Annotated in this window: 25 protein-coding genes and 1 other RNA gene; 5 read left to right on the top strand and 21 right to left on the bottom strand. The window is 28.6% G+C overall.

Annotated features, from left to right (window positions below):
- Positions 1–77 precede the first annotated feature (77 nt).
- Complete coding sequence (locus tag IC175_RS12610) at positions 78–812, bottom strand: hypothetical protein (RefSeq protein ID WP_227434039.1); 735 nt, start codon at positions 810–812, stop codon at positions 78–80.
- Between the two features lie 363 nt (positions 813–1175).
- Here IC175_RS12610 and IC175_RS12605 point away from each other — a divergent pair, with 363 nt between their 5' ends.
- A complete protein-coding gene (locus IC175_RS12605) occupies positions 1176–2081 on the top strand; it encodes a selenium metabolism-associated LysR family transcriptional regulator (protein WP_227851590.1) in 906 nt (301 codons plus the stop codon).
- Between the two features lie 206 nt (positions 2082–2287).
- On the opposite strand, the gene IC175_RS12600 is transcribed toward IC175_RS12605, so the two are convergent.
- From IC175_RS12600 to IC175_RS12590, 3 genes are read right to left on the bottom strand one after another with little or no spacing between them, the layout of a single operon-like run.
- Positions 2288–3682, bottom strand: coding sequence for an aminopeptidase (locus IC175_RS12600; RefSeq protein ID WP_227434037.1), 1395 nt, complete (start codon positions 3680–3682; stop codon positions 2288–2290).
- Between the two features lie 19 nt (positions 3683–3701).
- Positions 3702–3911, bottom strand: a complete 210-nt coding sequence (locus IC175_RS12595) for a DUF896 domain-containing protein (RefSeq protein ID WP_227482170.1) — start codon at positions 3909–3911, stop codon at positions 3702–3704.
- Positions 3912–3938: 27 nt separating this feature from the next.
- On the bottom strand, positions 3939–5384 hold the full coding sequence (locus IC175_RS12590) for a PLP-dependent aminotransferase family protein (protein WP_227434036.1): 1446 nt from the start codon (positions 5382–5384) through the stop codon (positions 3939–3941).
- 109 nt (positions 5385–5493) lie between these two features.
- Between IC175_RS12590 and IC175_RS12585 the strand changes: the two genes are divergently transcribed.
- The gene (locus IC175_RS12585; RefSeq protein WP_227434035.1) at positions 5494–6288 is read left to right on the top strand and encodes a histidinol-phosphatase HisJ family protein; all 795 of its coding nucleotides are present in this window, start codon (positions 5494–5496) and stop codon (positions 6286–6288) included.
- Positions 6289–6339: 51 nt separating this feature from the next.
- Complete coding sequence (locus IC175_RS12580; protein ID WP_227482169.1) at positions 6340–7662, top strand: polysaccharide biosynthesis protein; 1323 nt, start codon at positions 6340–6342, stop codon at positions 7660–7662.
- 101 nt (positions 7663–7763) lie between these two features.
- Here IC175_RS12580 and IC175_RS12575 read toward each other — a convergent pair whose 3' ends face one another.
- From IC175_RS12575 to IC175_RS12565, 3 genes are all read right to left on the bottom strand, one after another.
- The gene (locus tag IC175_RS12575; protein WP_227434033.1) at positions 7764–8954 is read right to left on the bottom strand and encodes a hypothetical protein; all 1191 of its coding nucleotides are present in this window, start codon (positions 8952–8954) and stop codon (positions 7764–7766) included.
- A 184-nt stretch (positions 8955–9138) separates the two neighbouring features.
- Positions 9139–9319: non-coding RNA, 6S RNA (gene ssrS / locus IC175_RS12570), on the bottom strand.
- A 117-nt stretch (positions 9320–9436) separates the two neighbouring features.
- Positions 9437–10321, bottom strand: coding sequence for a hypothetical protein (locus IC175_RS12565; protein WP_227851589.1), 885 nt, complete (start codon positions 10319–10321; stop codon positions 9437–9439).
- A gap of 211 nt (positions 10322–10532) precedes the next feature.
- Here IC175_RS12565 and IC175_RS12560 point away from each other — a divergent pair, with 211 nt between their 5' ends.
- Positions 10533–10934 (top strand): hypothetical protein, encoded by a 402-nt coding sequence (locus tag IC175_RS12560; RefSeq protein WP_227434031.1) that lies wholly within the window; start codon positions 10533–10535, stop codon positions 10932–10934.
- A 122-nt stretch (positions 10935–11056) separates the two neighbouring features.
- Here the strand turns inward: IC175_RS12560 and ccpA are convergent, their stop codons facing one another.
- The 5 genes from ccpA to IC175_RS12535 form a co-directional block, all read right to left on the bottom strand.
- Positions 11057–12079, bottom strand: coding sequence for a LacI family transcriptional regulator CcpA (ccpA, locus tag IC175_RS12555; RefSeq protein WP_413926669.1), 1023 nt, complete (start codon positions 12077–12079; stop codon positions 11057–11059).
- A 247-nt stretch (positions 12080–12326) separates the two neighbouring features.
- Complete coding sequence (locus IC175_RS12550; RefSeq protein ID WP_227434029.1) at positions 12327–12533, bottom strand: hypothetical protein; 207 nt, start codon at positions 12531–12533, stop codon at positions 12327–12329.
- A 33-nt stretch (positions 12534–12566) separates the two neighbouring features.
- Positions 12567–12746, bottom strand: coding sequence for a hypothetical protein (locus IC175_RS12545; protein ID WP_227434028.1), 180 nt, complete (start codon positions 12744–12746; stop codon positions 12567–12569).
- A gap of 182 nt (positions 12747–12928) precedes the next feature.
- Positions 12929–13135 (bottom strand): hypothetical protein, encoded by a 207-nt coding sequence (locus IC175_RS12540; protein ID WP_227434027.1) that lies wholly within the window; start codon positions 13133–13135, stop codon positions 12929–12931.
- 47 nt (positions 13136–13182) lie between these two features.
- The gene (locus tag IC175_RS12535; RefSeq protein ID WP_227434026.1) at positions 13183–13608 is read right to left on the bottom strand and encodes a hypothetical protein; all 426 of its coding nucleotides are present in this window, start codon (positions 13606–13608) and stop codon (positions 13183–13185) included.
- A 171-nt stretch (positions 13609–13779) separates the two neighbouring features.
- On the opposite strand from IC175_RS12535, the gene acpP reads away from it, so the two are divergent.
- Positions 13780–14007, top strand: a complete 228-nt coding sequence (acpP, locus tag IC175_RS12530; RefSeq protein ID WP_227434025.1) for an acyl carrier protein — start codon at positions 13780–13782, stop codon at positions 14005–14007.
- A 161-nt stretch (positions 14008–14168) separates the two neighbouring features.
- On the opposite strand, the gene IC175_RS12525 is transcribed toward acpP, so the two are convergent.
- The 9 genes from IC175_RS12525 to IC175_RS12485 all read right to left on the bottom strand — a co-directional run bounded on the left by IC175_RS12525 (position 14169) and on the right by IC175_RS12485 (position 23464).
- Positions 14169–15173 carry a nucleoid-associated protein gene (locus tag IC175_RS12525; protein WP_227434024.1) on the bottom strand — a complete coding sequence of 335 codons (1005 nt, stop codon included), beginning with the start codon at positions 15171–15173 and terminating at the stop codon, positions 14169–14171.
- A gap of 14 nt (positions 15174–15187) precedes the next feature.
- A complete protein-coding gene (locus tag IC175_RS12520) occupies positions 15188–16090 on the bottom strand; it encodes an RluA family pseudouridine synthase (RefSeq protein WP_227482164.1) in 903 nt (300 codons plus the stop codon).
- 178 nt (positions 16091–16268) lie between these two features.
- On the bottom strand, positions 16269–17444 hold the full coding sequence (locus IC175_RS12515) for an acetyl-CoA C-acetyltransferase (RefSeq protein WP_227434022.1): 1176 nt from the start codon (positions 17442–17444) through the stop codon (positions 16269–16271).
- A gap of 91 nt (positions 17445–17535) precedes the next feature.
- The gene (locus IC175_RS12510; protein WP_227482163.1) at positions 17536–18381 is read right to left on the bottom strand and encodes a 3-hydroxybutyryl-CoA dehydrogenase; all 846 of its coding nucleotides are present in this window, start codon (positions 18379–18381) and stop codon (positions 17536–17538) included.
- 100 nt (positions 18382–18481) lie between these two features.
- Positions 18482–19279 carry an enoyl-CoA hydratase-related protein gene (locus IC175_RS12505; RefSeq protein WP_227434020.1) on the bottom strand — a complete coding sequence of 266 codons (798 nt, stop codon included), beginning with the start codon at positions 19277–19279 and terminating at the stop codon, positions 18482–18484.
- A gap of 18 nt (positions 19280–19297) precedes the next feature.
- Positions 19298–20308 (bottom strand): electron transfer flavoprotein subunit alpha/FixB family protein, encoded by a 1011-nt coding sequence (locus IC175_RS12500; protein ID WP_227434019.1) that lies wholly within the window; start codon positions 20306–20308, stop codon positions 19298–19300.
- 17 nt (positions 20309–20325) lie between these two features.
- On the bottom strand, positions 20326–21108 hold the full coding sequence (locus IC175_RS12495) for an electron transfer flavoprotein subunit beta/FixA family protein (protein ID WP_227851588.1): 783 nt from the start codon (positions 21106–21108) through the stop codon (positions 20326–20328).
- A 56-nt stretch (positions 21109–21164) separates the two neighbouring features.
- Entirely contained in the window at positions 21165–22301 is a 1137-nt protein-coding gene (locus tag IC175_RS12490; RefSeq protein ID WP_227434017.1) for an acyl-CoA dehydrogenase, read from the bottom strand.
- Between the two features lie 695 nt (positions 22302–22996).
- On the bottom strand, positions 22997–23464 hold the full coding sequence (locus IC175_RS12485) for a YbaK/EbsC family protein (RefSeq protein WP_227434016.1): 468 nt from the start codon (positions 23462–23464) through the stop codon (positions 22997–22999).
- Positions 23465–23482: the final 18 nt, after the last annotated feature.

The following is a 23482-nucleotide window of genomic DNA, read 5'->3' as shown; positions in this document are numbered from 1 at the left end:
ACATTTTATAAAAAAAAACTGCTTCAAGTTAGAAATTTACTTCTACCTTAAAACAGACTTGTATGCTTTAAAATTCATTATTCTAATAAAGCTCCTTTTATTATTTTTACAACTTTATCACTCTCAATAGTTTTTATAGACTTTATTTTATTATCTACTATACTTATTGTAAGTATTTCTTTGTCTAATAATTTATTATCTTCTTTTAATCTATAACTCTTCACTACCCTATTTCCTTCATGGTTATATGCTGTTAAATTATAATTGGCATTACCCACGATTTCATTTATCCTAGATTCTTCAACTCCAATATACTCTCCCAAGTCAATGTTTTTATATTCCTCTAAGGATACAGCTGATTTTTCATTATCATTTGTTTCAATCATAATACCATAGCTTTCATCTATAGCTGTTATACTTTGTGATGAAAAGGAATTTGTTTCAACATTAACAACTTTATTTTTATTAATGTTAATGTATAAAGCACTTCCATCTAATTCATTGTTTCCAGTATATTTAGGGTAAACTAATGTCATATAACTTGATGTATTTATATCTTGCATTGTATTTGATTTTTTTAAATTCTTATTTTTTATATAATAAATTGTGTTATAAGGTATTCCCATATTTTTTATAACATATTTATAATCTTTATCCATCATTTCATTAACATCATTTTGAACTTTTGTCATAGTTTTTTGCTGTGTTGCTTTACTTGCTACTTGATTTTTCTCTTTAGTAGTTTCTTTATGACATCCAACAAGTACAATCCCTAAAATAGTTACACAAACTAATGACCTTTTTAACTTCATAAATCAATCCTCCTTTCTTAAATTTTATAATATTTATCTATATCTCATTGTGTGATTATCTTTTTTTTCAATAATTACGTTTATTATTTTATAAAATAATTATATAATATTTATTTAAATTTAATAAGATTAAGAAGCTATCTGTAATTTTTTTGTAACAAAACACATTTTAAAGTTGAATTTTGAAAATTCAATTTACAAGATACTTGTGGTAAATATCCTTATAACATTATACCAAATTATTCCTAAACAATCAAAAACTCCATAAACATTTTAAGGTTTTCTATTTCAAAAAATCACCTTTAACTATTAATTTATCAAATATGTTATAATAGTTTTAGATAATTTAAGGAGGATTAAATAATGGATTTTAAACAACTTGAAGTATTTGTTGCTGTTGCAAAACATCAAAGTTTTTCAAAAGCTGCAAGAGAACTTTTTTTAACTCAACCTACTGTAAGTGCACACATACAAAATTTAGAAAGAGAGTTAGAAACTGTACTTATAAACAGAAGCAACAAAGTTATTACACTCACAAAATCTGGTGAAATTCTTTATGAGCATGCCATATATATATTAAATAACTGCAAGCGTGCAATTTATGATATAAAAGAATATTCAGGTAAAATAGAAGGCATTATAGATATAGCATGTAGTTCTATACCTGAAACTTATATTCTACCTGATTTTATGAAGAATTTTTCTATGAGTTATCCAGATGTAAAATTTTCCATAAGCCATTATGATTCTCAATATGCTATATCAGAAATTTTAAATGAACGGATAAGCTTTGGATTAGTTGGTTCTAAAATTAACAATCCTCAAATCGAATATCTAGACTTATTAGATGATGAACTTGTACTTATTACTCCTTTAGATTTTAAAATTGATAACAATAACAATTACATTGATATAGAAGAATTGGCTTCTGTCAATTTTATTATGAGAAAAGAAGGCTCTGGTACTAGAAACTTAATACTAAACACACTTAGCAAAAATAACTTTCCGGTAAACAAATTAAATGTAATAGCTCATGTAGAATCAAATGAAGCCATTAAAGAAATGGTTAGATTAGGCCTTGGTGTATCTTTTATATCATATATTTCAGCTATTGATTATCTAAATGCAGGCAAAATAAAATGCTACAAAGTAAAAGATGTTGATTTTACAAGAAAATTTTTCTTTATTTATTCTAAAAAGAAAACTTTTTCTCCATTGGAAGATAAATTTCTAAACAGACTATGTGAGTACTTTGAAATCATAATATAATAATTTTAATACACGACACTCAAATTTAAATTATAAGCTGTTAAATAATAAAATAATAAATAGAGTAGTATTATACTATGTTCATTTAATTAATGAGCATAGTATAATACTACTCTATTTGCTTATTACTTATTACTTATTACTTATTACTTATTACTTATTACTTATTACTTATTACTTATTACTTATACTATTGTATATTAAACTTATAAATTTATATTAAAAAACGATTTATATCCTTTGTACATTTCATATATATCTACTTTAGAAACAATCTCATGCGGTGCATGCATATTTAAAACACCAACACCACAATCTATAACCTCTGCACCTTGATTTGCTAAGATATAGGCTATTGTTCCACCTCCACCTTGGTCCACTTTACCAAGTTCAGCAGTTTGCCATACTACATTACCCTCGTTAAAAATTCTTTTTACTTCTGATATAAACTCAGCATTAGCATCATTACATCCACTCTTACCTCTCGAACCAGTATACTTATTTAAAACTATTCCATTTCCCATATATGCAGAGTTTCTTTTTTCATATGCCTCATCAAAATTTGGGTCATATCCAGCTGCAACATCAGCTGATAATACTTTACTATTTGCTAAAGCTCTTCTTACCTTAATATCACAGTAATCGCCTTCTAAAGCTATTAACTCAGCCACAGTATTTTCAAAAAACTTTGAATGCATACCTGTATTTCCTTGGGAGCCAACTTCTTCTTTGTCTACACATAATGTAACTGAAGTAAATTCTGGTTGTCTAGTCTCTAGTATAGCTTTTACAGCAGCATATGAACATACTCTATCATCATGACCATATCCTAATACCATTGACCTATCAAACCCCAAATCTCTTGCCTTCCCAGCTGGAACTACTTCAATCTCAGCGCTTAATAAATCTTCTTCAACTATACTATATTTTTCATTCAAAATTTTTAATATATTTGCTGTTATAGGTTCTTTTTCTTCGCCATCCAAAGGCATATTTCCAATTAATACATTTAAAGCTTCACCACTGATTCCTTCTGACAATTTCTTTTGCATTTGGTTTCCAGCTAAATGAACTAATAGGTCAGTTACACAAAACACTGGGTCACTGTCTTCTTCACCAATAGATACATCCACCTTTGTACCATCATTTAATATAACTACTCCATGTAAAGCAAGAGGAATAGCTGTCCATTGATATTTTTTAATTCCTCCATAGTAGTGAGTCTTAAAAAAACCTAGATTAGCTTCTTGATACAATGGGTTTGGTTTTAAATCTAATCTTGGAGAATCTATATGACTACCTATAATCTTCATACCTTTTTCTATATAGTTTTTACCTATTACAAAAAGTGCCACTGCTTTTTCTTTATTTATAGCATAAATCTTGTCCCCATGACTTACACTTCCATTTTCCATAGCTTCATCTATTGAAATATAACCATTTTCTTTAGCCAATTTTATAATTTCTTTTACTGAAAGTCTTTCAGTTTTTGATTTACTTAAAAAATCCATATAATTGCGAGCATATTCCATAACCTGTTCAATAGCATTCTCTTTTTTTTCAATTTCCCATGCATTCTTAAATTTATGCTTTAAGTCCATGTTTTCCTCCTATTAAGTTTTAATTTTTATTATTTTTCATATATTGTTCATATTCTTCTGGTGAGACTACTTTAACACTATCAAGTCTTGATTTAAAATGAGCTCTAAAATTTTCTAAATATTCCTTTCTTAAAATCTCCCTTTCTTTGATTTCATCATCAGAAAGAGCTCCCTCTTTATTTTTCTTTGCTAATTCATTAATCCTATCTAATTTCTTCTTGTCAAACATTTTTTCCTCCTAAAAAACTTCTATTTATTAATAAAATAATTTATTACTTTTTATATCTAACTTATTTTTATATTCACAGAAAAACTCTTCTATATTATCACTTATTATAGATATTCCCTTTTCTAACTCTTCCATACTTGGACGAGCTATATTTATTCTAAAAAATCTATCATCCACTAGATTATCAAAAAAATAAGTCCCTGGAAGCATGGATACTCCTTTATTTAACATAAAACTTGTAAAGCTTTGTGATGTATACCCTCTTGGCAATTCTAAAAAAAAGTTTATACCTCCACAAGATTTTCTAACTTTTAATTTACCACTCAATTTATCATTAATCAAGTTTTTTGCTAACTTGTACTTATCAGTATATATCTTCTCTATATGACTTAGATAATTCTTCCAATTGAAATTCTCCATATAGTAATACATTGATTTTTGAATAAGACCTGGTGTTGATATGTCTGATGAATATTTAGCCCACAAAACTTTTTTTAATAATTCATTTGGCATTTCTACAATTCCTATTCTTAATCCTGGCATAAGTATTTTTGAAAAACTCTTTATATATACTACCCTATTTTTATCATCATAGCTCCTGACTGTCCTATTATCCTCTGAATCAAATATAAAATCACTGATAAAATCATCTTCAATTATATAAAAATCATGCTCTTCTGCCAATTCTATTAGCTTCTTTTTTTTATATGTAGAATAAGATATACCTGTTGGATTTTGAAAATTAGGCATAATATATATAAGTCTTGGTTTTATTTTTTCCAATTTTAATTTTAAAATACCTATATCAATTCCATCATCTAACATAGGTATAGATATTATTTTTGCACCTCTACTTTTAAATACTTCAATTGCTCCATTGTAAGAGGGTTCTTCCATAAAAACAACATCAGAATAACTTATAAGCCCTTTACAAACTATATCTATACCTTGCTGTGCTCCTGAGATTATTTGAATGTTTTCTTTAGTAGTATTTATATTTTCATCACTTAAATACTCTACCATCTTTTCTCTTAACTCCTCAGAGCCTAGCCCTTCATCGTAATCAAATATTGAACTTCCATCTTTAGATAATGCCATGTTTACAGCATTTTTAAATGAATCTATAGGAAACATATCATTAGATGGATTTCCATTATCGAAATGAATTAAATCATCTCTTTGTCTAATATTCTTGTTTTTCCCTTTATCTATACCATTTTTATAAGAATTTGAATTTGATACAAAAGTTCCACTTCCTATAATTTTATATACATATCCTTCATTTTCCAAAAGCTCATATACTTTAACTATAGTAGTATTATTTACATGTAAATAATCTGATAACTTTCTTATTGGTGGAAGTTTTTCATGCTCAACTAGTTCTTTGTTTATTATTAACTGCTTTATATGATTAAATATTTGTATATATTTAGTTGACTTCCTTTCACTTAAATCTATTTTGTATTTTTCCACATTTATCACCGCTTATTGTTTTTATATTTTATTGATGCTTTAGCATATATTTGATATTATTTAGTATGTATATATAATACCAAAATTTTTATAAAAAGGGGAAATATTTATGTTTTACGACTATCACATGCACTCAAGTTTCTCTACTGATGGAAAATCTACAATGGAAGAAATGATAAAAAAATCTATAGACCTTGGTATAAATGAAATTTGTTTCACAGACCATGTCGATTATGATGTTTATGCGGATGATTCTTTTTCGATTGTTTACGAAGATTATTTTAAAAGTCTAGAAACTCTTAAAAATAGATATAAAGATAAAATATCAATAAAAAAAGGGATTGAATTTGGAGTTCAAACTCAATTAATAGATACATATAGAAAAGAAGCTCATCAATATCCATTAGATTTTATAATATGCTCTATTCATGCTATAGATAAAATGGATTTATACCTTGGTAGCTATTTTGAAGGTAAGACTCAACATGAGGTCTATGAGAACTACTACCTTTATTTGTATAATATTGTTAAAAACTACAAGGATTACTCTGTTTTAGGTCATTTAGATTTAATTAAAAGATATGCACCTTATGATACCATCCTAGATGACAGACTATTTTCAGATATAATTGAAGAAACTCTCAAGCAAGCTATCTATGATGGTAAAGGTATCGAAATAAACACATCTTGCTACAGATACAACCTGCCAGATTTAACTCCATCTAGATATATCCTTCAGATGTATAAAGATTTAGGAGGAGAAATCATAACCACAGGCTCAGATTCACATCATGTAAGTCAAGTTGCATATGAATTTGATTACATATATTCATTACTAAAAAACATGGGATTTAAGTATGTATCTAAATTTAATAAAATGAAACCAGAATTTATAAAATTATAAATTTTTACACCTCCTTATGAATATATTTAAAAGATAAGGAGGTGATTTTTTTTGAAAGTACCTTATTTAGTACTATCAACAGTTATTTTATTTATGTCTAACTTTGTCGTAAGAATATTTGGATTTTTATATAAAATATTCTTATCAAGAGCTTTAGGCGAAACAGGTCTAGGTATATATCATATGATTTTTAACTTTTTAATGATTTGTTTAGCTGTTACAACAACTGGAATACCTACTGCACTTAGTTGTTTAGTTGCAAAAAGAAAAGCTTTAAATGATAAGCACAACACTAATGCTTTGTTTATATCAACTTTATACATATCATTTTTTGTAGCATTAATTATATCTATAGTTGCATCTTTCAATAGTTCTTTTTTATCACTTAAGTTTCTAAAAGACCCTAAATTGAACTTATTTATACTAGCAGTTTGTCCTGCCATAGTTATAATAACACTTTCAAATGTACTTAGGGGGTATTACTACGGCATAAAGAACGTAAAAGTTCCTGCTATTGGACAAATTATTGAACAGATGGGTAAAATTCTATTTGTTTTTTTACTCGTTATGTATGTAAATGATAAGTCTATGAATTGTTATATTGCTCTTTTAGGTATATCTATTGGTGAATTGAGTAATATCATATTTATGCTCATATGTTTATGTCGAGATTCTTCATTTGACAATAAATATATTATAAGTATAAAAGATTTTTATAATTCCTCTATGGAAACATTGAAAATGTCCATACCTATAACTTGCAATAGAATGTCAAATATACTTTTACAATCTATTAGCTCTATGATGATACCATCAAGATTAGCATTATCAGGCATGACTTATCAACAATCATTAAGTATGTATGGTGTCGTCAGCGGGATGGTAATGCCATTTATATTTTTACCATTTACTGTTGGCTCAGCACTTATTGTAAATTTGATACCTACTATATCACAAGAAATGGCCTTAAGAAAACGTAAAAGTGTCCTAAAAAAAATAAAGTATTCTGTAATCCTAACTTTATTTGTAGGTATACTATCATCAGTGTTTTTTTATTTCTTTGGAAAAGATTTATGTATACTAGTATTTAAAAATAAACTTGCTGGAGAATATTTAAAAGCTATGTTTTTAGTACCACTATTTATGTCACTAAATCAAACGCTATCTGGTATTTTACATTCAATAAGAAAAGAATTAGCTTCAAGTATAAACACTATCATTGGTATGTTAATTCAGCTAGTAGCTCTATATGTATTTCTTCCTATTCCAGGACTTAATATTTATGCATACATATACACAATGACAATAGTATCAATATTTACTTGTTTATTACATACTATAGTACTTTTTAAATCTATAAAATCTATACATTAGTTATAAATAACGTGAAGGCTACCAATGTAAATCATCTACTATTGGTAGCCTTCCTTAAATGATTTTTATTTATAATTTAAACTGTCTATATATCTACCTATCTATCTGTGGCAACCTGAATTTCCACTTCCATGATTAGGTCCACATTGCGAAAAATCACATACTTTAGAGAAAGTATCAACAAGTCTTGGTTGGATTGGGTTTGGTGATGCTAAAACTACTATTTGTTCACTTATTAATGTGCTAACTGTTTCTTGTAAGCAAAGTACTAAATCTATATCATTTGGTATAATTAATTCATACATAGGTTCACAACATTCATTACATTCTAATTTTAATATAGATTTTCCTATACAATCTACAGTTAAGTTAGTTTGGTATTCTTGTCTTAAAGTGACAGCTCTTCCGTCAGCTGGCAAGCATATTGGTGCTGAAAGTGTGTTAAAAGTAAATTCTACAAAATCAACTCTTCTCTTACATCCACCTCCTGCTCTAACTGCTGGGAAAGCTAATGCAACGAATTCTGTACATCCACATCTACCTCTTAGTTCTAATACTAGATTACGAACTGCTACAGTTAAGCCTCTTTGTTTATAAGCTACTGATTTGCCTTTTCCTTGTCTACAACATTCAGCGTTTCTTTCTCCACATACTGCATATTCAAAAGTTGTTTCACAGTTTCTTCCTATTATATCTCCTAATGGATCTAAATCGAAATCTTCTAAAGTTGTCATTCCTGTGTCTATAACTATTCCATCATTACTTAAGCATATTTTATCTATAGTTACACTTGCTCTACCTGCACTTGGAACTGAACCAAATACTTCTACTACTTCTGTTTCAAAAGTTAATGGTTCTCCATTTGGTCCAGTTGCATCTGTAAATGTTTGGAATTGCATAGTATCAAAAATTCTATTAGCTTCTATTGCAAATGGAACTGCATTTGCTACAGAAAAGTTTCTTGGAGATATAGGATTACAGCAGTTTGGTCCACATTTGTTTTCAAAACATTCATCTGAATCCATTTGGCATGGTTCACAATCACATTTACAATTATCATGGCATCCACAATTGTCATCACATGGATTAGGTTTACATGGATTGCATGGATTAGGTTTACAATCATCATGACAATCACAATTATTATCATTGTTACATCCATTATGATGATGTGATTTTTTGAATCCTCTCATCTCATCTGAACTTATTTCATCTGTATACACTTCTTCTTCATTCATTGTAGACATTGGCTGATTTAGCATTCTTCTTTTATTTTTTTTGTAATCTTGCATTTTTCATTGCCCTCCCTGTAAGCGATTCTTATTAAGTCTTCGGCTTTTTATAGCCTAATTAATACTATGCACTTATAATCCTAATTGTTACTTAGCTTTTTAAATTTCTCAATAATTAGGTATATTTGGTAGAAAAATGCATTTTAATAAAAAAAAGTACTACTATTTAAAATAGTAGCACTTTTTTTGTCCCGAAACACCGGTGGCTAAGTAAATTCACACCCTAGGCACTCCCAGGTGGGTGACTTGCCAGTAACCTTTAACGTCCAAACTAAACAGGCATGTTATAATTTACTAGACACGGTCTCCCGTATTTCATTTGTAGGTTGAATTTAAAAAAGCCTTATCGTATGTTTCAGGATTTCATATTATTATTATATAATAAATTTTGAATTTTTTAAAGTGGTTTTATATAGTAATTAAGATAATCTTATTCTAGTATTACTTTTTCTTCCTTTTCTCTTTATGTATTTAGTTAATTATTACTTTCTCTTAGCTTTACTTCTAGTATTTTTTTCATTACGATTATGTTCATGCTTTTGTTCATTAACATCATATAATTCTTCATCATATACTATATTTTCATCATTTTCTGCATACTCATGGTCTGTTTCTTCATCTTCTGTTAATTCTTCTTCATTATAATCTATCTCATCTTCATAATCTAATTCTTCATCTTCATATGTTGACTCTTCATCTTCTTCATTATTATCTTCATATTCATCATCATCATTATTACTATCATCACCTCTTAAAAGATTTCCTAGCAGTTTAAGATTATTCATACTACCTAGATTATTTATATTTGCCAAAGAACTTAAACTAAATCCACCTTCACCAAAATCATCAGGTAAAAACAATTCTGCAAATAAATCTATCTTTTTTTTCATTCCTATAGCCTTTTCAACAGAATTTTTTCTCTTTTCTGGAAATACATCTATAATTTCTTTTATCATCATATTTTTTTTGTCTTCACTATCCATTTTTCTAAAAAAATCTGTTTCCTCTTCAACATCTACCACATCTATATTGTTAAGTTTCTTTATGCCTCTAACTAAGTCTAAAATACTTTCTATTTTTACTAGTATTTTCCTTTCATCTCTTGACATGTATTTTTTAGTTCTTGTTATTATTTCCATTCCCATTTCTAGGTCTTCTTCACTCAAATCCATAAGTCTTAGACCTCTTTTTATATCATTTGCATCAAACCTTAAAGTTTCATGTATAGCTTTTGATAATTTCTCATTTGAATTTTTTTTGTTTTTTCTGGCTCTATTATTTTTCTTTGATTTATCTTTATCATCAAATATAGAGATATTACCATTACTCAATGCAATCACTCCAATCAAAAATAGTAAGTTATTCAAGACAATTCCCCCTTATATTATATAATTGCCCTATATTAAAGTATGTTTTTCATATTTTAATGTTCCATTTTTAAAGCTCAGTGCATATATATTATCTATAAGAATTTTTATTTATATTATATATCACTCACAATTCACCACTTCAATATTATTTCTATATATAAATAGTATGAATATAATTCAATATATATTTATAGAAAGGGGTTTTTTTATGAAAAAAATAGATACAGATTCATTAGAAAAGATGGCTAAGCAAAAAAATATTGACAAGGATAAGATAGAAAAGATTGCTGATAATTACAAAGGGAAATCAGAAAGTGAACTTATGGAGGAACTTATAAAGATAGGTAAGAACCTAGATGGAAGAGAGGAAGTAGTATCAAAATTCAAAGCATTTTTAGATGACAATCAACGTAAAAAATTAGATACTATAATGGATAAAATATCAGATGCAGAGACTCAAAGAGATACTAAACCTGCTAAAACTAAAAAGACTAAGCAACCAACTAAAGGTAAATCAAATACACCTGCACCAAAAAATACACCAAATAATCAACAAAAAAAATCTAAGAGTATATTTAAGAAAACTAAAAAATCCAACCCTCATGAATAAACAAAAATAAACTACTTTTAAGGTTTAAAGTTATTATTTTTAACTAAAATATTTTAATTGCATATTATTTAAACTAAAAATCAGGTAGTGTTTTAAACACTACCTGATTGACTTTAATAACTTTATTTCTTTCTCTCTATAACACTTTCTCTATCAACAATTTGATAAGGTAATTCTATTTTCTTGTTTTCAATTAATTCTTTATTGATTAATTTAATAACCATTCTTATTGCTACTGCTCCCATATCATATAAAGGCTGATAAACTGTAGTAAGCTTAGGCCTATACATCTTAGCTATCTTAACATCATTAAATCCTGCAACTGATATGTCTTCTGGAACCTTATATCCAGCATCACAGATAGCATTTATAGCTCCTATAGCAGCCTCATCACCCGTAACAAAGGCTGCATGAGGTATTATTCCTTCATCCAATAATTCTTTCATACTATGGTATCCACTTTCATAATCAGTTCCACCATATTTGATTAAACTCTTGTCCAACTCTATATTATTACTTGAAAGTGCTTCTTCGTAGCCTGAAAGTCTTTCCATTTCTAAAACAGTATCATCTTTACTTGTCATTATAAAAGCTATCTTTTCATGACCTTTCTTTATAAGATGTTCTGTCATATCAAAAGTAGCTTCTTTATTACTAGTGCTCACTGTGTATATATCATAATTTCTAGCAGTTTTACTTATATATGTTGCTGGTATACCACAATTTTGTATATAGTTGATATGCTCTTGTTCAACTACCCATGAAATCATAACTATACCTTCTACTTGTTTTGCTCTTAATAGATTTATACTCTTTAACTCTTGTTCTTTATCAGAGTATGTATTAGCTAAAAGAATATCATAATCATACATTTTAGCAACTTCTTCTATTCCATTTAATATCTCATTAACAAAAGAATCTGAAACTTCTGGAACTATTACCCCTATTAATTGACTCTTTTTAGTTACTAAGCTTCTTGCAAGTGGATTTGGAATATATCCAGTTTCTTTTATAACCTCTAAAACTTTTTGTTTGACTTCATCAGTCACAGGTTTTGAATCATTTATAACTCTAGATACTGTAGATATTGACACGCCTGCTTGTTTAGCAACATCTTTTATCGTTATATTACTTTTCATTTTCATCCTCCTAATTTTGCTAAATTTATCTAAATCTGAACCAAATTTATACAGGTTCTTATTTTAACTATATTTATATAAGTTCTTATTTTACCATAAAATCAAGTACATTTAAATACATTATATTTTATATTATACCCTATATTCAACAATTTTAATAATATTCATTCTTAATTTAAATTACATTAAAAAATAAAATAAAAAAATGCTGGTATAAAACATACCAGCATTTTTTCACTTTAACAGTTTAGTTTTAGCAGCCGCAGCCACAACCATCATCACCATCAAAGAATCCACCACATGAACAAGTTATTAATAATAGTATTAAGAATGGTATCCATGACATTATATCGATATCTCTCCAACAATCTTCAAAAGCTAAGAATAGGAAGAATAATACGATTATCCACCATCCTCCCCCACCAAAACATCCATCGTTTCCAAAAAATCTATCTAACATAATAAACTCCTCCTTTTTTAATAATTACTACTCTTATTCTAAGCATCCACTACAGCAGCAAAGTATTAATAAAACTATTAGGAATGGAATCCATGCCATTATGTCAAATTCTGCCCAGCTCTCTCCAAAAGCTAAAAATAGGAAGAATAGTACGATTATCCACCATCCTCCTCCACCAAAACATCCATCTTCTCCAAAGAATCTATCTAACATTCCACGTTACCTCCTGTTGATATTTTGTTGAGCTTTTCGCTCCTAACATATACTATGCATTTGGTTTCCATTTTGCTAATGTATTTTTATTATTTTTTTAAAATTTTTTTATCTTAACTAAAAAAGGCAAAACCATAACTTGTATAAGTTACTGGCTCTGCCTATTTAATAATCAATATTTTTTAGCAACAACAACCATCATCGAAGTTAAATAACAACAATACTATTAATATAACCCATATCCATATATTGTCATCGCATAATAAGTCTTCTAAAATGTCTGTACATAATAATAAGAATACTATAACTATTATTATCAACATTTTATTACTAAAAAATCCTTCGCATCCTCCAAAGAAACGTTCCATATTGTCTTCTAATTTTGTCATAACTAATCCTCCTTGAATCATTAAGAGACTAACTTTTGTCTCTTTAATTAAATATATGTAGTAATAGACAGATAAGTTACTTCTAAAAAGTTTTTATTGATTAATTTATTTATTTCTTTTTCTCCTAGTTTATTGTATCTATCAACTTCATCTAAATAATCCTTTTTTTCTTCTGATATAGTATAAATTAAACTTTCTATTGATTTTACTTTGTATTCTTTATATCTTTCTATCAAGAAGGATGTTTTTGAATTTTCTATGCCTTTCTTTACATGCATTAATCTTGATATATAATCGTCCTTTTCATTAGATACATAGCTTTCCTTCTCTGCTACATCTTCAAGAATTAAATTGGTTTCCATTACATAGTCCTCTATTCGTTGCATATCTAAAGTTATTGAATTATAATAAAAATTTACTGCTATAAGTAAAAATATTCCTACAGATGTTAGTAATAAGCCTACATATTTCATAGCATTTCCTCCTAAGTTATATTTGTTATCAATAAAGTTTATTCATCAAATAAGACTTTATTACTACCTTTATAAAATTTTATTTTTTTTTACTAATTGCATATTGAAAAATTTTTGATATTATATTAAACTAACATTAAAATTAATTAAAACTGCTGTAGGAGGCTTAAAATGTTTGAAAAAATAAAAGAAATAATAGCAGAACAATTAGGGTTAGACAATTTAGATGAAATAACTATGGAAGCATCTTTAATGGAAGATTTAGAAGCTGATTCATTAGATGCTGTTGAGATTATAATGGCTCTTGAAGATGAATTTGGTATAGAAATACCAGATGAGGAAGCTGAAAACTTTAAATGTATTGGTGATATATGTAAATATATCGAAGAAAATAAATAACATCATTTTGTCTACAAATATAAATAGTCTGTGTCTACTTCTACTTAATATTTCTATTAGAAGTTTACACAGACTAATCTACATTTTATTTATAACTATATTAACTATACATTTCTTCTAACTTAATTTATATCCAATCCTATAAATTACTCAAATTAAGATTACTTTTCTTCATAAAATGTTACATTCTTTATTACTATATCTATAGTTCCATCTTGATTTTGCTTTACAGTATATTTCATTGGGTCTTCAAAATCAGTTAGGTTCCCTTTTATATCAAAACCATTATCAGTTTTTATACTTCTCTTTTTGAGCTTTTTCTCAACCCATTTTTTATCTATGCTAAAACCTTCATCAAGACCTTTTTCTTCCATATGCTCTTTAAAACTACCTTTTAATTCTTCATCCTTAATTGAATTATCAACAAAATCATTTATATCAATTTCATGTTTTTCTTTTAATGTATAATTTAATATACTTCTTACATCTTCTGCTTGTTTTATATCATTACTAAGAGCATTAGTTATCCAATTTTCGGCTGTATTTTTAAATACTTTTGTCTTATACTTATCATCATCTATTTTTTTAGCATGCAAAAATTCTGTTACAAACTTTGATTCTGAACCCTCTTTTTCTGCATCTTTGTCTAAGAGTCTTAGATGAAACTCATCATTCATTCCACTTAATCCAATTAAAGCTCCTTGTTTTTGTCTTAAAGTTTCTGGAATACCAATTTCATTTGATACCATTTGAATATTAAATTTATCATCTACAAACTCAATTGAATGAGTATACAATTTTTTATAATCTAATTTCAATATAGCAACACTCTTTTCATCTTTTACAGTATACAAGCAAATTGCCAAATCACAAGATTCTAATGCTGCATTAATCTTCATAACATCAAACAGATAAGATGCTATTTCTTTAGAGTTTTTTAAAAAAGAACTTTCATCATATATTATTTGTTCACAACAATTTTTAATTAAATTGTCATTATAATCTTTAAAAATCCCTTTTCTTAAATCTTCATCCTTTGAAATTCTCTTTATTGCTTTTTGAAAAAATCCATCTACTTCTTGATTAACTTTACCTTCAAAATCATTTAATATTGGAACATCACTATTCTTATCCAAAACATGTATTATAAATTTATGTATTATCATATATATCACCCCATCTATCTTAATTTCGATATTAACTCTTGCATATCCTTTGGTATATCTGTTTTAAATTTTAAAATTTCTTTTGTTCTTGGTTGTTCAAACTCTAAGCTATATGCATGAAGAGCTTGCCTATTTATAAGATTTCCATCTATATAACCATATAACTCATCACCTATTATTCCATGACCTATATGAGCCATATGAACCCTTATTTGATGTGTTCTACCAGTTTCTAGCTTTACTTCTAGTACAGTTGCATTTTTTAATCTTTCTACTACTTTATAATGAGTAACAGATGCTTGCCCTCTTTCATCTATTACTCTCTTTATTGAATCCTCTTCAGGTCTATAAATTGGTTCATTTATAGTTCCCTCATCTTCATCTATAATCCCATTCACTACTGTTATATATGTTTTTTCAACTTTGTTTTCACTCATTGATGTAGACAAAGTATGGTGGGCATAAGCATTTTTTGCTACTATAACAAGTCCTGAAGTGTTCATATCAAGTCTATTTACAAATCGTATTTTTACATTTTCTTTATGCTTCTCTATATAATAACTAATACCATTTGCTATTGTATTATCATAGTGACTTTTAGTTGGATGAACTACCATAAATGGTGGCTTATTTACCATAATTATATCAAAATCATCATATATTATTTGTAAATTTAAATCTTGTGGCTCAAAATTTGCTTTTTCTTCTTCTATTTTTACCTCTATTAAATCCCCACGAGACACTTTTAAACTTGGCTTTTTATATACACCATTTACTAATACACTTTTTTCTCTTTTCATTTTTGATAGTGACCTAACCGAAAAATTTAGCTTGTCCAGCAAAACTTCTTTTAGAGTCATTTCTTCTTCATTTGTATAGGATATAAGATTATATTTTTGATTTTCTTTTTTAAACAAACTTTTACCTACTTTCTTTTATATCTTCAAAACCATGATATTATATATTTTACACTATTTTTGTTTAATAGATAATAATTATTTTTTAACCATAAAAACCTGTAAGAATAACAAATAGTTACTCTTACAGGTTAAGTTCATGGTTAAATGTTTAATTTTTAAAAATTATAATCTAAAACTATCTTTTAACTATTAAAGTAGTTCCCATTCCACCACCTATACAAAGTGTAGCTAAACCAGTTTTAGCATCTCTTCTCTTCATTTCATATAAAAGTGTAGTAAGTATTCTTGCTCCTGAGCATCCTATTGGATGTCCTATAGCTATTGCTCCACCGTTAACATTAACTTTAGCCATATCTATGTTTAAATCTTTTACTACGGCTATAGATTGAGCAGCAAATGCTTCATTAGCTTCAACTAAATCTATATCTTCAATAGTCATATTAGCAGCTTCTAAAGCTTTTTTAGTTGCTGGAACTGGTCCATAACCCATTATTGTAGGGTCAACACCAGCTGTTCCATAAGAAACTATAGTCGCAAGAGGTTCTATTCCTAATTCTTCAGCTTTTTCTTTAGCCATTACTACTAACATAGCAGCACCATCATTGATTCCTGATGCATTACCAGCAGTAACTGTTCCATCTTTTTTAAATGCAGGTCTTAATTTAGCAAGTTTTTCTATTGTAGTACCAGGTTTAATATACTCATCTTTGTCTACTACAGTGTCACCTTTTCTTCCTTTTATAACCACTGGAACTATTTCTTCGTCAAATTTTCCTTCAGCTTGAGCTTTTTCAGCTTTATTTTGACTTGCAAGGGCTAATTCATCTTGTTCTTCTCTAGTTATATTCCATTGCTCTGCTATATTTTCAGCAGTTATACCCATGTGATAGTTATTGAATATGTCTGATAATCCATCTTTTATCATTGAATCAACAAAAGCAGTATCACCCATTCTTGCACCATATCTAGCACTTGGTACTAAATAAGGAGACATACTCATGTTTTCAGCTCCACCAACTAGCATTATATCAGCGTCCCCTAATGCTATAAGTTGAGATGCCATTGAAACAGATCTTAATCCAGAACCACAAACTATATTTATAGTCATAGCTGGTTTTTCTACTGGTATTCCTGCACCTAATGCTATTTGTCTTGCTATATTTTGACCAAGACCTGCTGTAAGTACTCCTCCTAAAAGTGATTCATCTATCATATCTGGAGTTATATTAGCTCTTTTTATAGCTTCTTTAGCTGCTGTTATACCTAAGTCTACTGCTGAAACTGATTTAAATGCTCCTCCAAAACTTCCTACTGCTGTTCTAGCTGCACTGGCAATTACTACTTCTCTCATATTCATTACCCCCATTAAATTAGATTTTTATCAGATTTTTGAGATTGTTTTTTTTTAGACAATATCAGTTAAATTTTTTAGATTTCAGTTCTTATTTATTATAATCATAGAATCCTATTTTAGTTTTTCTTCCTAATTGATTAGCTCTAACCATTTTAGCTAAAAGTGGATGAGGTCTATATTTAGTGTCTCCAAATTCAGTGTATAAAACGTTCATTATAGCTAAAACAACATCTAATCCTATTAAATCACCTAATGCTAAAGGTCCCATTGGATGGTTTGCACCTAGTTTCATAGCTTCATCTATTTCTTCTTTACTTGCAACGCCATCTGCATATATACCAACAGCTTCATTTATCATAGGTATAAGTATTCTGTTTACTACAAATCCAGGAGATTCAGATACATCTACTGGTACTTTATTGATACTCTTAGATAATTCAAATACTGTATCAAAAGTAACTTTTGATGTTAATTGACCGCTTATAACTTCAACTAATTTCATCATAGGAACTGGATTGAAGAAATGCATTCCTATAACTTTATCTGCTCTATTAGTAGAAGAAGCTATTTCTGTTATAGATAATGATGAAGTATTTGTTGCTAAAATAGTATCGTCTTTACATAACTCATCTAATAATTTAAAAACATCTTTCTTTATGTTCATATCTTCTACAGATGCTTCTATTATTAAGTCCATGTCTTTCAAATCTTCATAGTTAGTAGTTGAACTAACATGACTTAATATTTCTGCTTTTGTAGCTTCGTCCATTTTTCCTTTAGTAACCAATTTAGTTAAATTTTTATCTAATAAGCCTAAACATTTATCTATAGCACCTTGAGTTCTACTCTTTAAACATACATCATGACCACAACTTGCAAAAGTTTGTACAATACCACTTCCCATAGTTCCACTACCTATTACAGCTAATTTCATAGTTATAACCTCCTGTTATTTTAGTATTTATATTCTGTTAACTAGATTAAAGTATTTATTCAATCTAGTTAACAGCAAATATATTTTTAATTAGATTTGTTTATCCTTTTATAAAGTTAGCTTCTCTTTTTTCAATAAAAGCTGACATTCCTTCTTTTTGGTCTTTAGTTGAAAAACAAAGTCCAAAGAAATTAGATTCTATATCTATTCCAGTATCTATATCAGTTTGAGCACCAAGTTGTATAGCTTCTTTAGAGTATCTAACTGCAAGTTGAGCATTTTTAGCTATTGTTTTAGCTAGTTTTTCAACTTCTTCCATTAAAGCTTCTGGCTCGACAACTTTATTTACTAGCCCTATTTTTTCAGCTTCATCAGCTTTTATAACTTGACCTGTAAAGATTAATTCTTTTGCTTTTGCCAGTCCAACCAGTCTTGTAAGTCTTTGAGTTCCTCCATACCCTGGAGTTATTCCAAGAGTTACTTCTGGTTGCCCAAATTTAGCTTTAGCAGATGCAATTCTTATATCACAAGCCATTGCTAGTTCGCATCCTCCACCTAAAGCAAATCCATTTACAGCTGCTATTATTACTTTTTTACTATCTTCTATTTCTCTAAAAGCTTTAGCTCCTAGAAGACTAAAATCTTTAGCAGCTACGGCATCTAAATCTTTCATATATGCAATATCTGCTCCAGCTACAAATGCTTTTCCTTCCCCTGTCAGTATTACTACATCAATAGTTTCATCATTATTAATATCAGCAAATACTTCATAAAGTTCTTCTAAAGTTTTTGAATTTATTGCATTAAGGGCTTTAGGTCTATTCATTTTCACTGTACATATATTTTCATTTACTTCAACAGCTATATTCTCATAAACTTTAACATCGCTTGTACTCATAATACCCTCCCCAAGAAATTAGTTAGCTAAAACTTCACCTTTTTCTTTTGCAACACTTAATTGACTTATAAGTTCTGGAAGTACTTTGTGAACATCTCCAACTATACCAACATCAGCATATTTAAATATTGGAGCTTCTGGATTTTTGTTTATAGCAACTATAAACTCAGCATCTTCCATACCAGCTATATGTTGTATTGCTCCAGATATACCACATGCTATATAAAGGTCTGGTCTTACAGTTTTACCAGTTTGACCAACTTGTCTTGCTTTATCTAACCATCCTGCATCTATAGTTGCACGAGAACCAGAAACTTCTCCACCTATAACTTCAGCTAATTCATAAAGTATATCTAAATTTTCTTTTCCGCCCATTCCACGTCCAGCAGAAACTAATATTTTAGCATCTTCTATTTTAACTTGTTTTTTAGCTTCTTTTATTATTTCTACAACTTGAACTAATTTGTCAGCCTCAGTAAATTCTACTTTAAAACGATTAATTACAGCTTCTCTAGTTTCATCAACTTCATTTTTCTTCATAACGCCTGGTCTAACTGTAGACATTTGAGGTCTGAAATCTTTGCAAACTATTGTTGCCATTATATTTCCACCAAAAGCAGGTCTTGTCATTAATAATAATTTTGTATCTTCAGCTACTGCAAGTCCTGTACAGTCAGCAGTAAGTCCTGTATGTACTCTAGCAGATACTCTAGGTGCTAAATCTCTACCTATTGAAGTTGCTCCAAATAATACAACTATTGGGTCCGCTGCTTTTATTGCTTCATATGCAGCCTTTGTATATGGTTCAGTTGTATACACTGCTAAAGCTTCATCATCTACTACTATTACTTCATCAGCTCCATAATGTGCTAATGTATCTATTAAATCTTCTACCTTACTACCTAAAAGTAATGCAGAAACTTTTGTATCATAATCTTTGGCTATTTCTGTTGCCTTTCCTAATAATTCTAAAGAAACAGTTTGAATTACATTTTCTCTTTGTTCTATTACTACTAAAACATTACCCATTCTTTATCCCCCCTTAATTATATGATATATTTTTCTTTTAATTTATCTATAATAATTCCAGCTGATGCTTTTGCATCTTCGTTGTATATTGTACCAGCTGGTTTAACTGATTTCGTAAATGATTTAAATACGCTAGTTGGAGAACCTTTTAGACCTAAGTTAGAAGGGTCAACTTCTATATCTTTTACAGTCCAAGTTTCTACTACATCATTTTCAAAAGAATCATATATTCTTCCAACCTTCATGTATCTTGGTGTGTTCATATCTTTAAGAGTTGTTATAAGGCATGGCATTTTAACTTTTAAGTCATGACAACAATCTTCAAATTGTCTTTTTACTAAAACATATTCGCCTTCAGTTTTTATTTCTTCAGCATATGTTATTGATGGAAGTTTTAAATGTTCAGCTATTTGAGGTCCAACTTGTGCAGTATCACCATCTATAGCCTGTCTTCCAGCTATTATAATATCAAAATCTATATTTTTTAATGCTCCTGCTAATGCTGATGAAGTTGCCCAAGTATCAGCACCTGCAAAGGCTCTATCTGTTAATAATATTCCTCTATCTGCACCCATTGCTAAAGCTTCTTTTAAAGCCATATCTGCTTGAGGAGGTCCCATTGTTATTACAGTTACATGAGCTCTCATTTCTTCTTTTAATCTTATCGCTTCTTCTAAACCTGCTTTATCATCAGGGTTTATTATACTTGGTACTCCATCTCTAATTAAAGTACCTGTATTAGGATCTAGTTTAACTTCTGTTGTATCTGGAACTTGTTTTATACAAACGACTATCTTCATAAATCCTTCCTCCATATCTATTTTAATATCGACCTATTGTGTATATTTTAATATCTCTATTTTAATAATTTTCCTGAAATAACCATTCTTTGAACTTCACTAGTTCCTTCATATATTTCAGTTATCTTAGCATCTCTCATCATTCTTTCTACTGGATAATCACGAGTGTATCCATATCCACCATGAAGTTGTACAGCTTTTGTAGTAACTTCCATAGCTGTTTCTGCTGCAAATAATTTTGCCATTGCTGCTTCTACTCCATAAGGTTTTCCTAAGTCTTTATTTATAGCTGCTTGATATACAAGATGTCTAGCCGCTTGTATTCTAACTTCCATATCAGCTAATTGGAATTGTGTATTTTGGAATTTTGATAGTGGTCTACCAAACTGTACTCTTTCTTTTACATATTTAACTGTTTCATCAAGAGCACCTTGTGCTAAACCTAAAGCTTGTGCTGCAATACCAATTCTACCACCATCAAGAGTAGACATTGCTATCTTAAATCCTTGGCCTTCTTTTCCAAGTAAATTTTCTTTAGGTATTCTACAATCTTCAAATATTAATTCACTAGTAGCTGAACCTCTTATACCCATTTTCTTTTCTTTAACACCAAAGCTAAATCCAGGAGTTCCTTTTTCAACTATAAATGCTGAAATTCCTCTATTACCCTTAGATTTATCAGTCATTGCCATTACTACATATATGTCACCAGCTATTGCATTTGTTATAAATATTTTTGAGCCATTAAGTATGTATTCATCTCCATCTAAAACAGCAGTAGTTTGTTGTCCAGACGCATCTGTACCAGCATTAGGTTCAGTAAGACCAAATGCTCCTAATTTTTCACCACTTGCTAATGGTCTTAAGAATTTTTGTTTTTGTTCTTCATTACCATATTGATATATAGGCCATGAACCAAGAGATGTATGAGCCGATAATATAACTCCTGTAGTTCCACAAACTCTAGACAATTCTTCAACAGCCATTATATAACCTACAGTGTCTCCACCTTCTCCACCATACTCTTTTGGATATGGTATACCCATCATTCCTGCTTTTGCCATTTTTTCCACTGTTTCATAAGGAAATCTTTCTTCTTCATCAAGCTCTGTTGCTAAAGGTTTAACTTCATTTTCAGCGAAGCTTACATATAACTCTTTAAGCATCTGATATTTTTTAGAATTTAAATCCATAATAGCCTCCTCAGTATTTTATAAATATTTTATTTTCATTTATTAATTAAAATCTCGGCAACATCTATAATAAAGTATTTGAGTATACGTCGAGAAATTTATAACCTTAATTAAAGTCCGCCCTATATTTATATGCAATTATATTAACCGATTATGACATTAATTTAATTATAAATTGTTAATTTAAAGTCAACTGTTCTTAAAAAAAATCTCGCTTTTTGGAATTTTGTGAAATTTCAAGCTAGAATAAGACTTCTCTCACAATGGTTATAGATAAAATAATTTGTTTATGATGTTCATTCTAGGGTATATCAATAGTAAATGTTATGTATATTAGTATTTCAACCCATATATAAATTTTTTCTATCATATCAAAATTATTTTAATAGAGCTAAATAATCATATTTTTTCGTGATTATTTTTGTTTTTTAAATATCTTACATTTATAATAGTATCACTCAAAGGATAATTTTTCAATAATTTCTAATTATTTTTTTAACAATATTTACTACATTTTTTCCATTTTTTTGTCATTTTTTTATTATTTTGAAGAAAAATCAGAATTTTTTAACTTTTTTTTGGATTATTAGTTTAAATTAGATTTTTCTCTTAGATTTATAAATATTTTCCACATAAAAATATCCCCACACAGACTGTATACAGGGATATTTTTTTACTAATTTTCATTATATTTTTTACCAATTTTTACAAACATCTACCCATTTCTCACACTTAGAAAATTTCTCCATTTCATCACATGTAAGTTCTATTGCTGAATTACTGCTACCACATGCAGGAAATACTGTATCAAATCTCTTCATTGAATCATCTAGATATACTTTTAAAGGATTTTTTAAACCAAATGGACAAACACCACCAATAGCATGTCCAGTAAAATCTAGAACTTCTTCTGGTGCTAACATTTTAGCTTTACAACTAAACTCATCCTTGTATTTTTTATTATCAATCTTAGCATCTCCAGCTGTAACAATTAAAATTGCATCCTCTCCTATTTTAAATGAAAGAGTCTTAGCGATTCTAGCTGGAATAACTCCTGCTGCTTCTGCCGCAAGTTCTACAGTAGCACTAGATTGTTCAAACTCTAGTATGCTATCTTCCCTTCCAAATTCTTTAAAATACTCTCTTACATTGCTTATTGACATTGAACACCCTCCTAGCCT

The sequence above is a fragment of the Clostridioides sp. ES-S-0123-01 genome, from assembly GCF_020658415.1.
In the GTDB taxonomy this organism is placed as follows: Bacteria; Bacillota; Clostridia; order Peptostreptococcales; family Peptostreptococcaceae; genus Clostridioides.
This window is presented reverse-complemented; position numbering and strand designations above follow the sequence as displayed.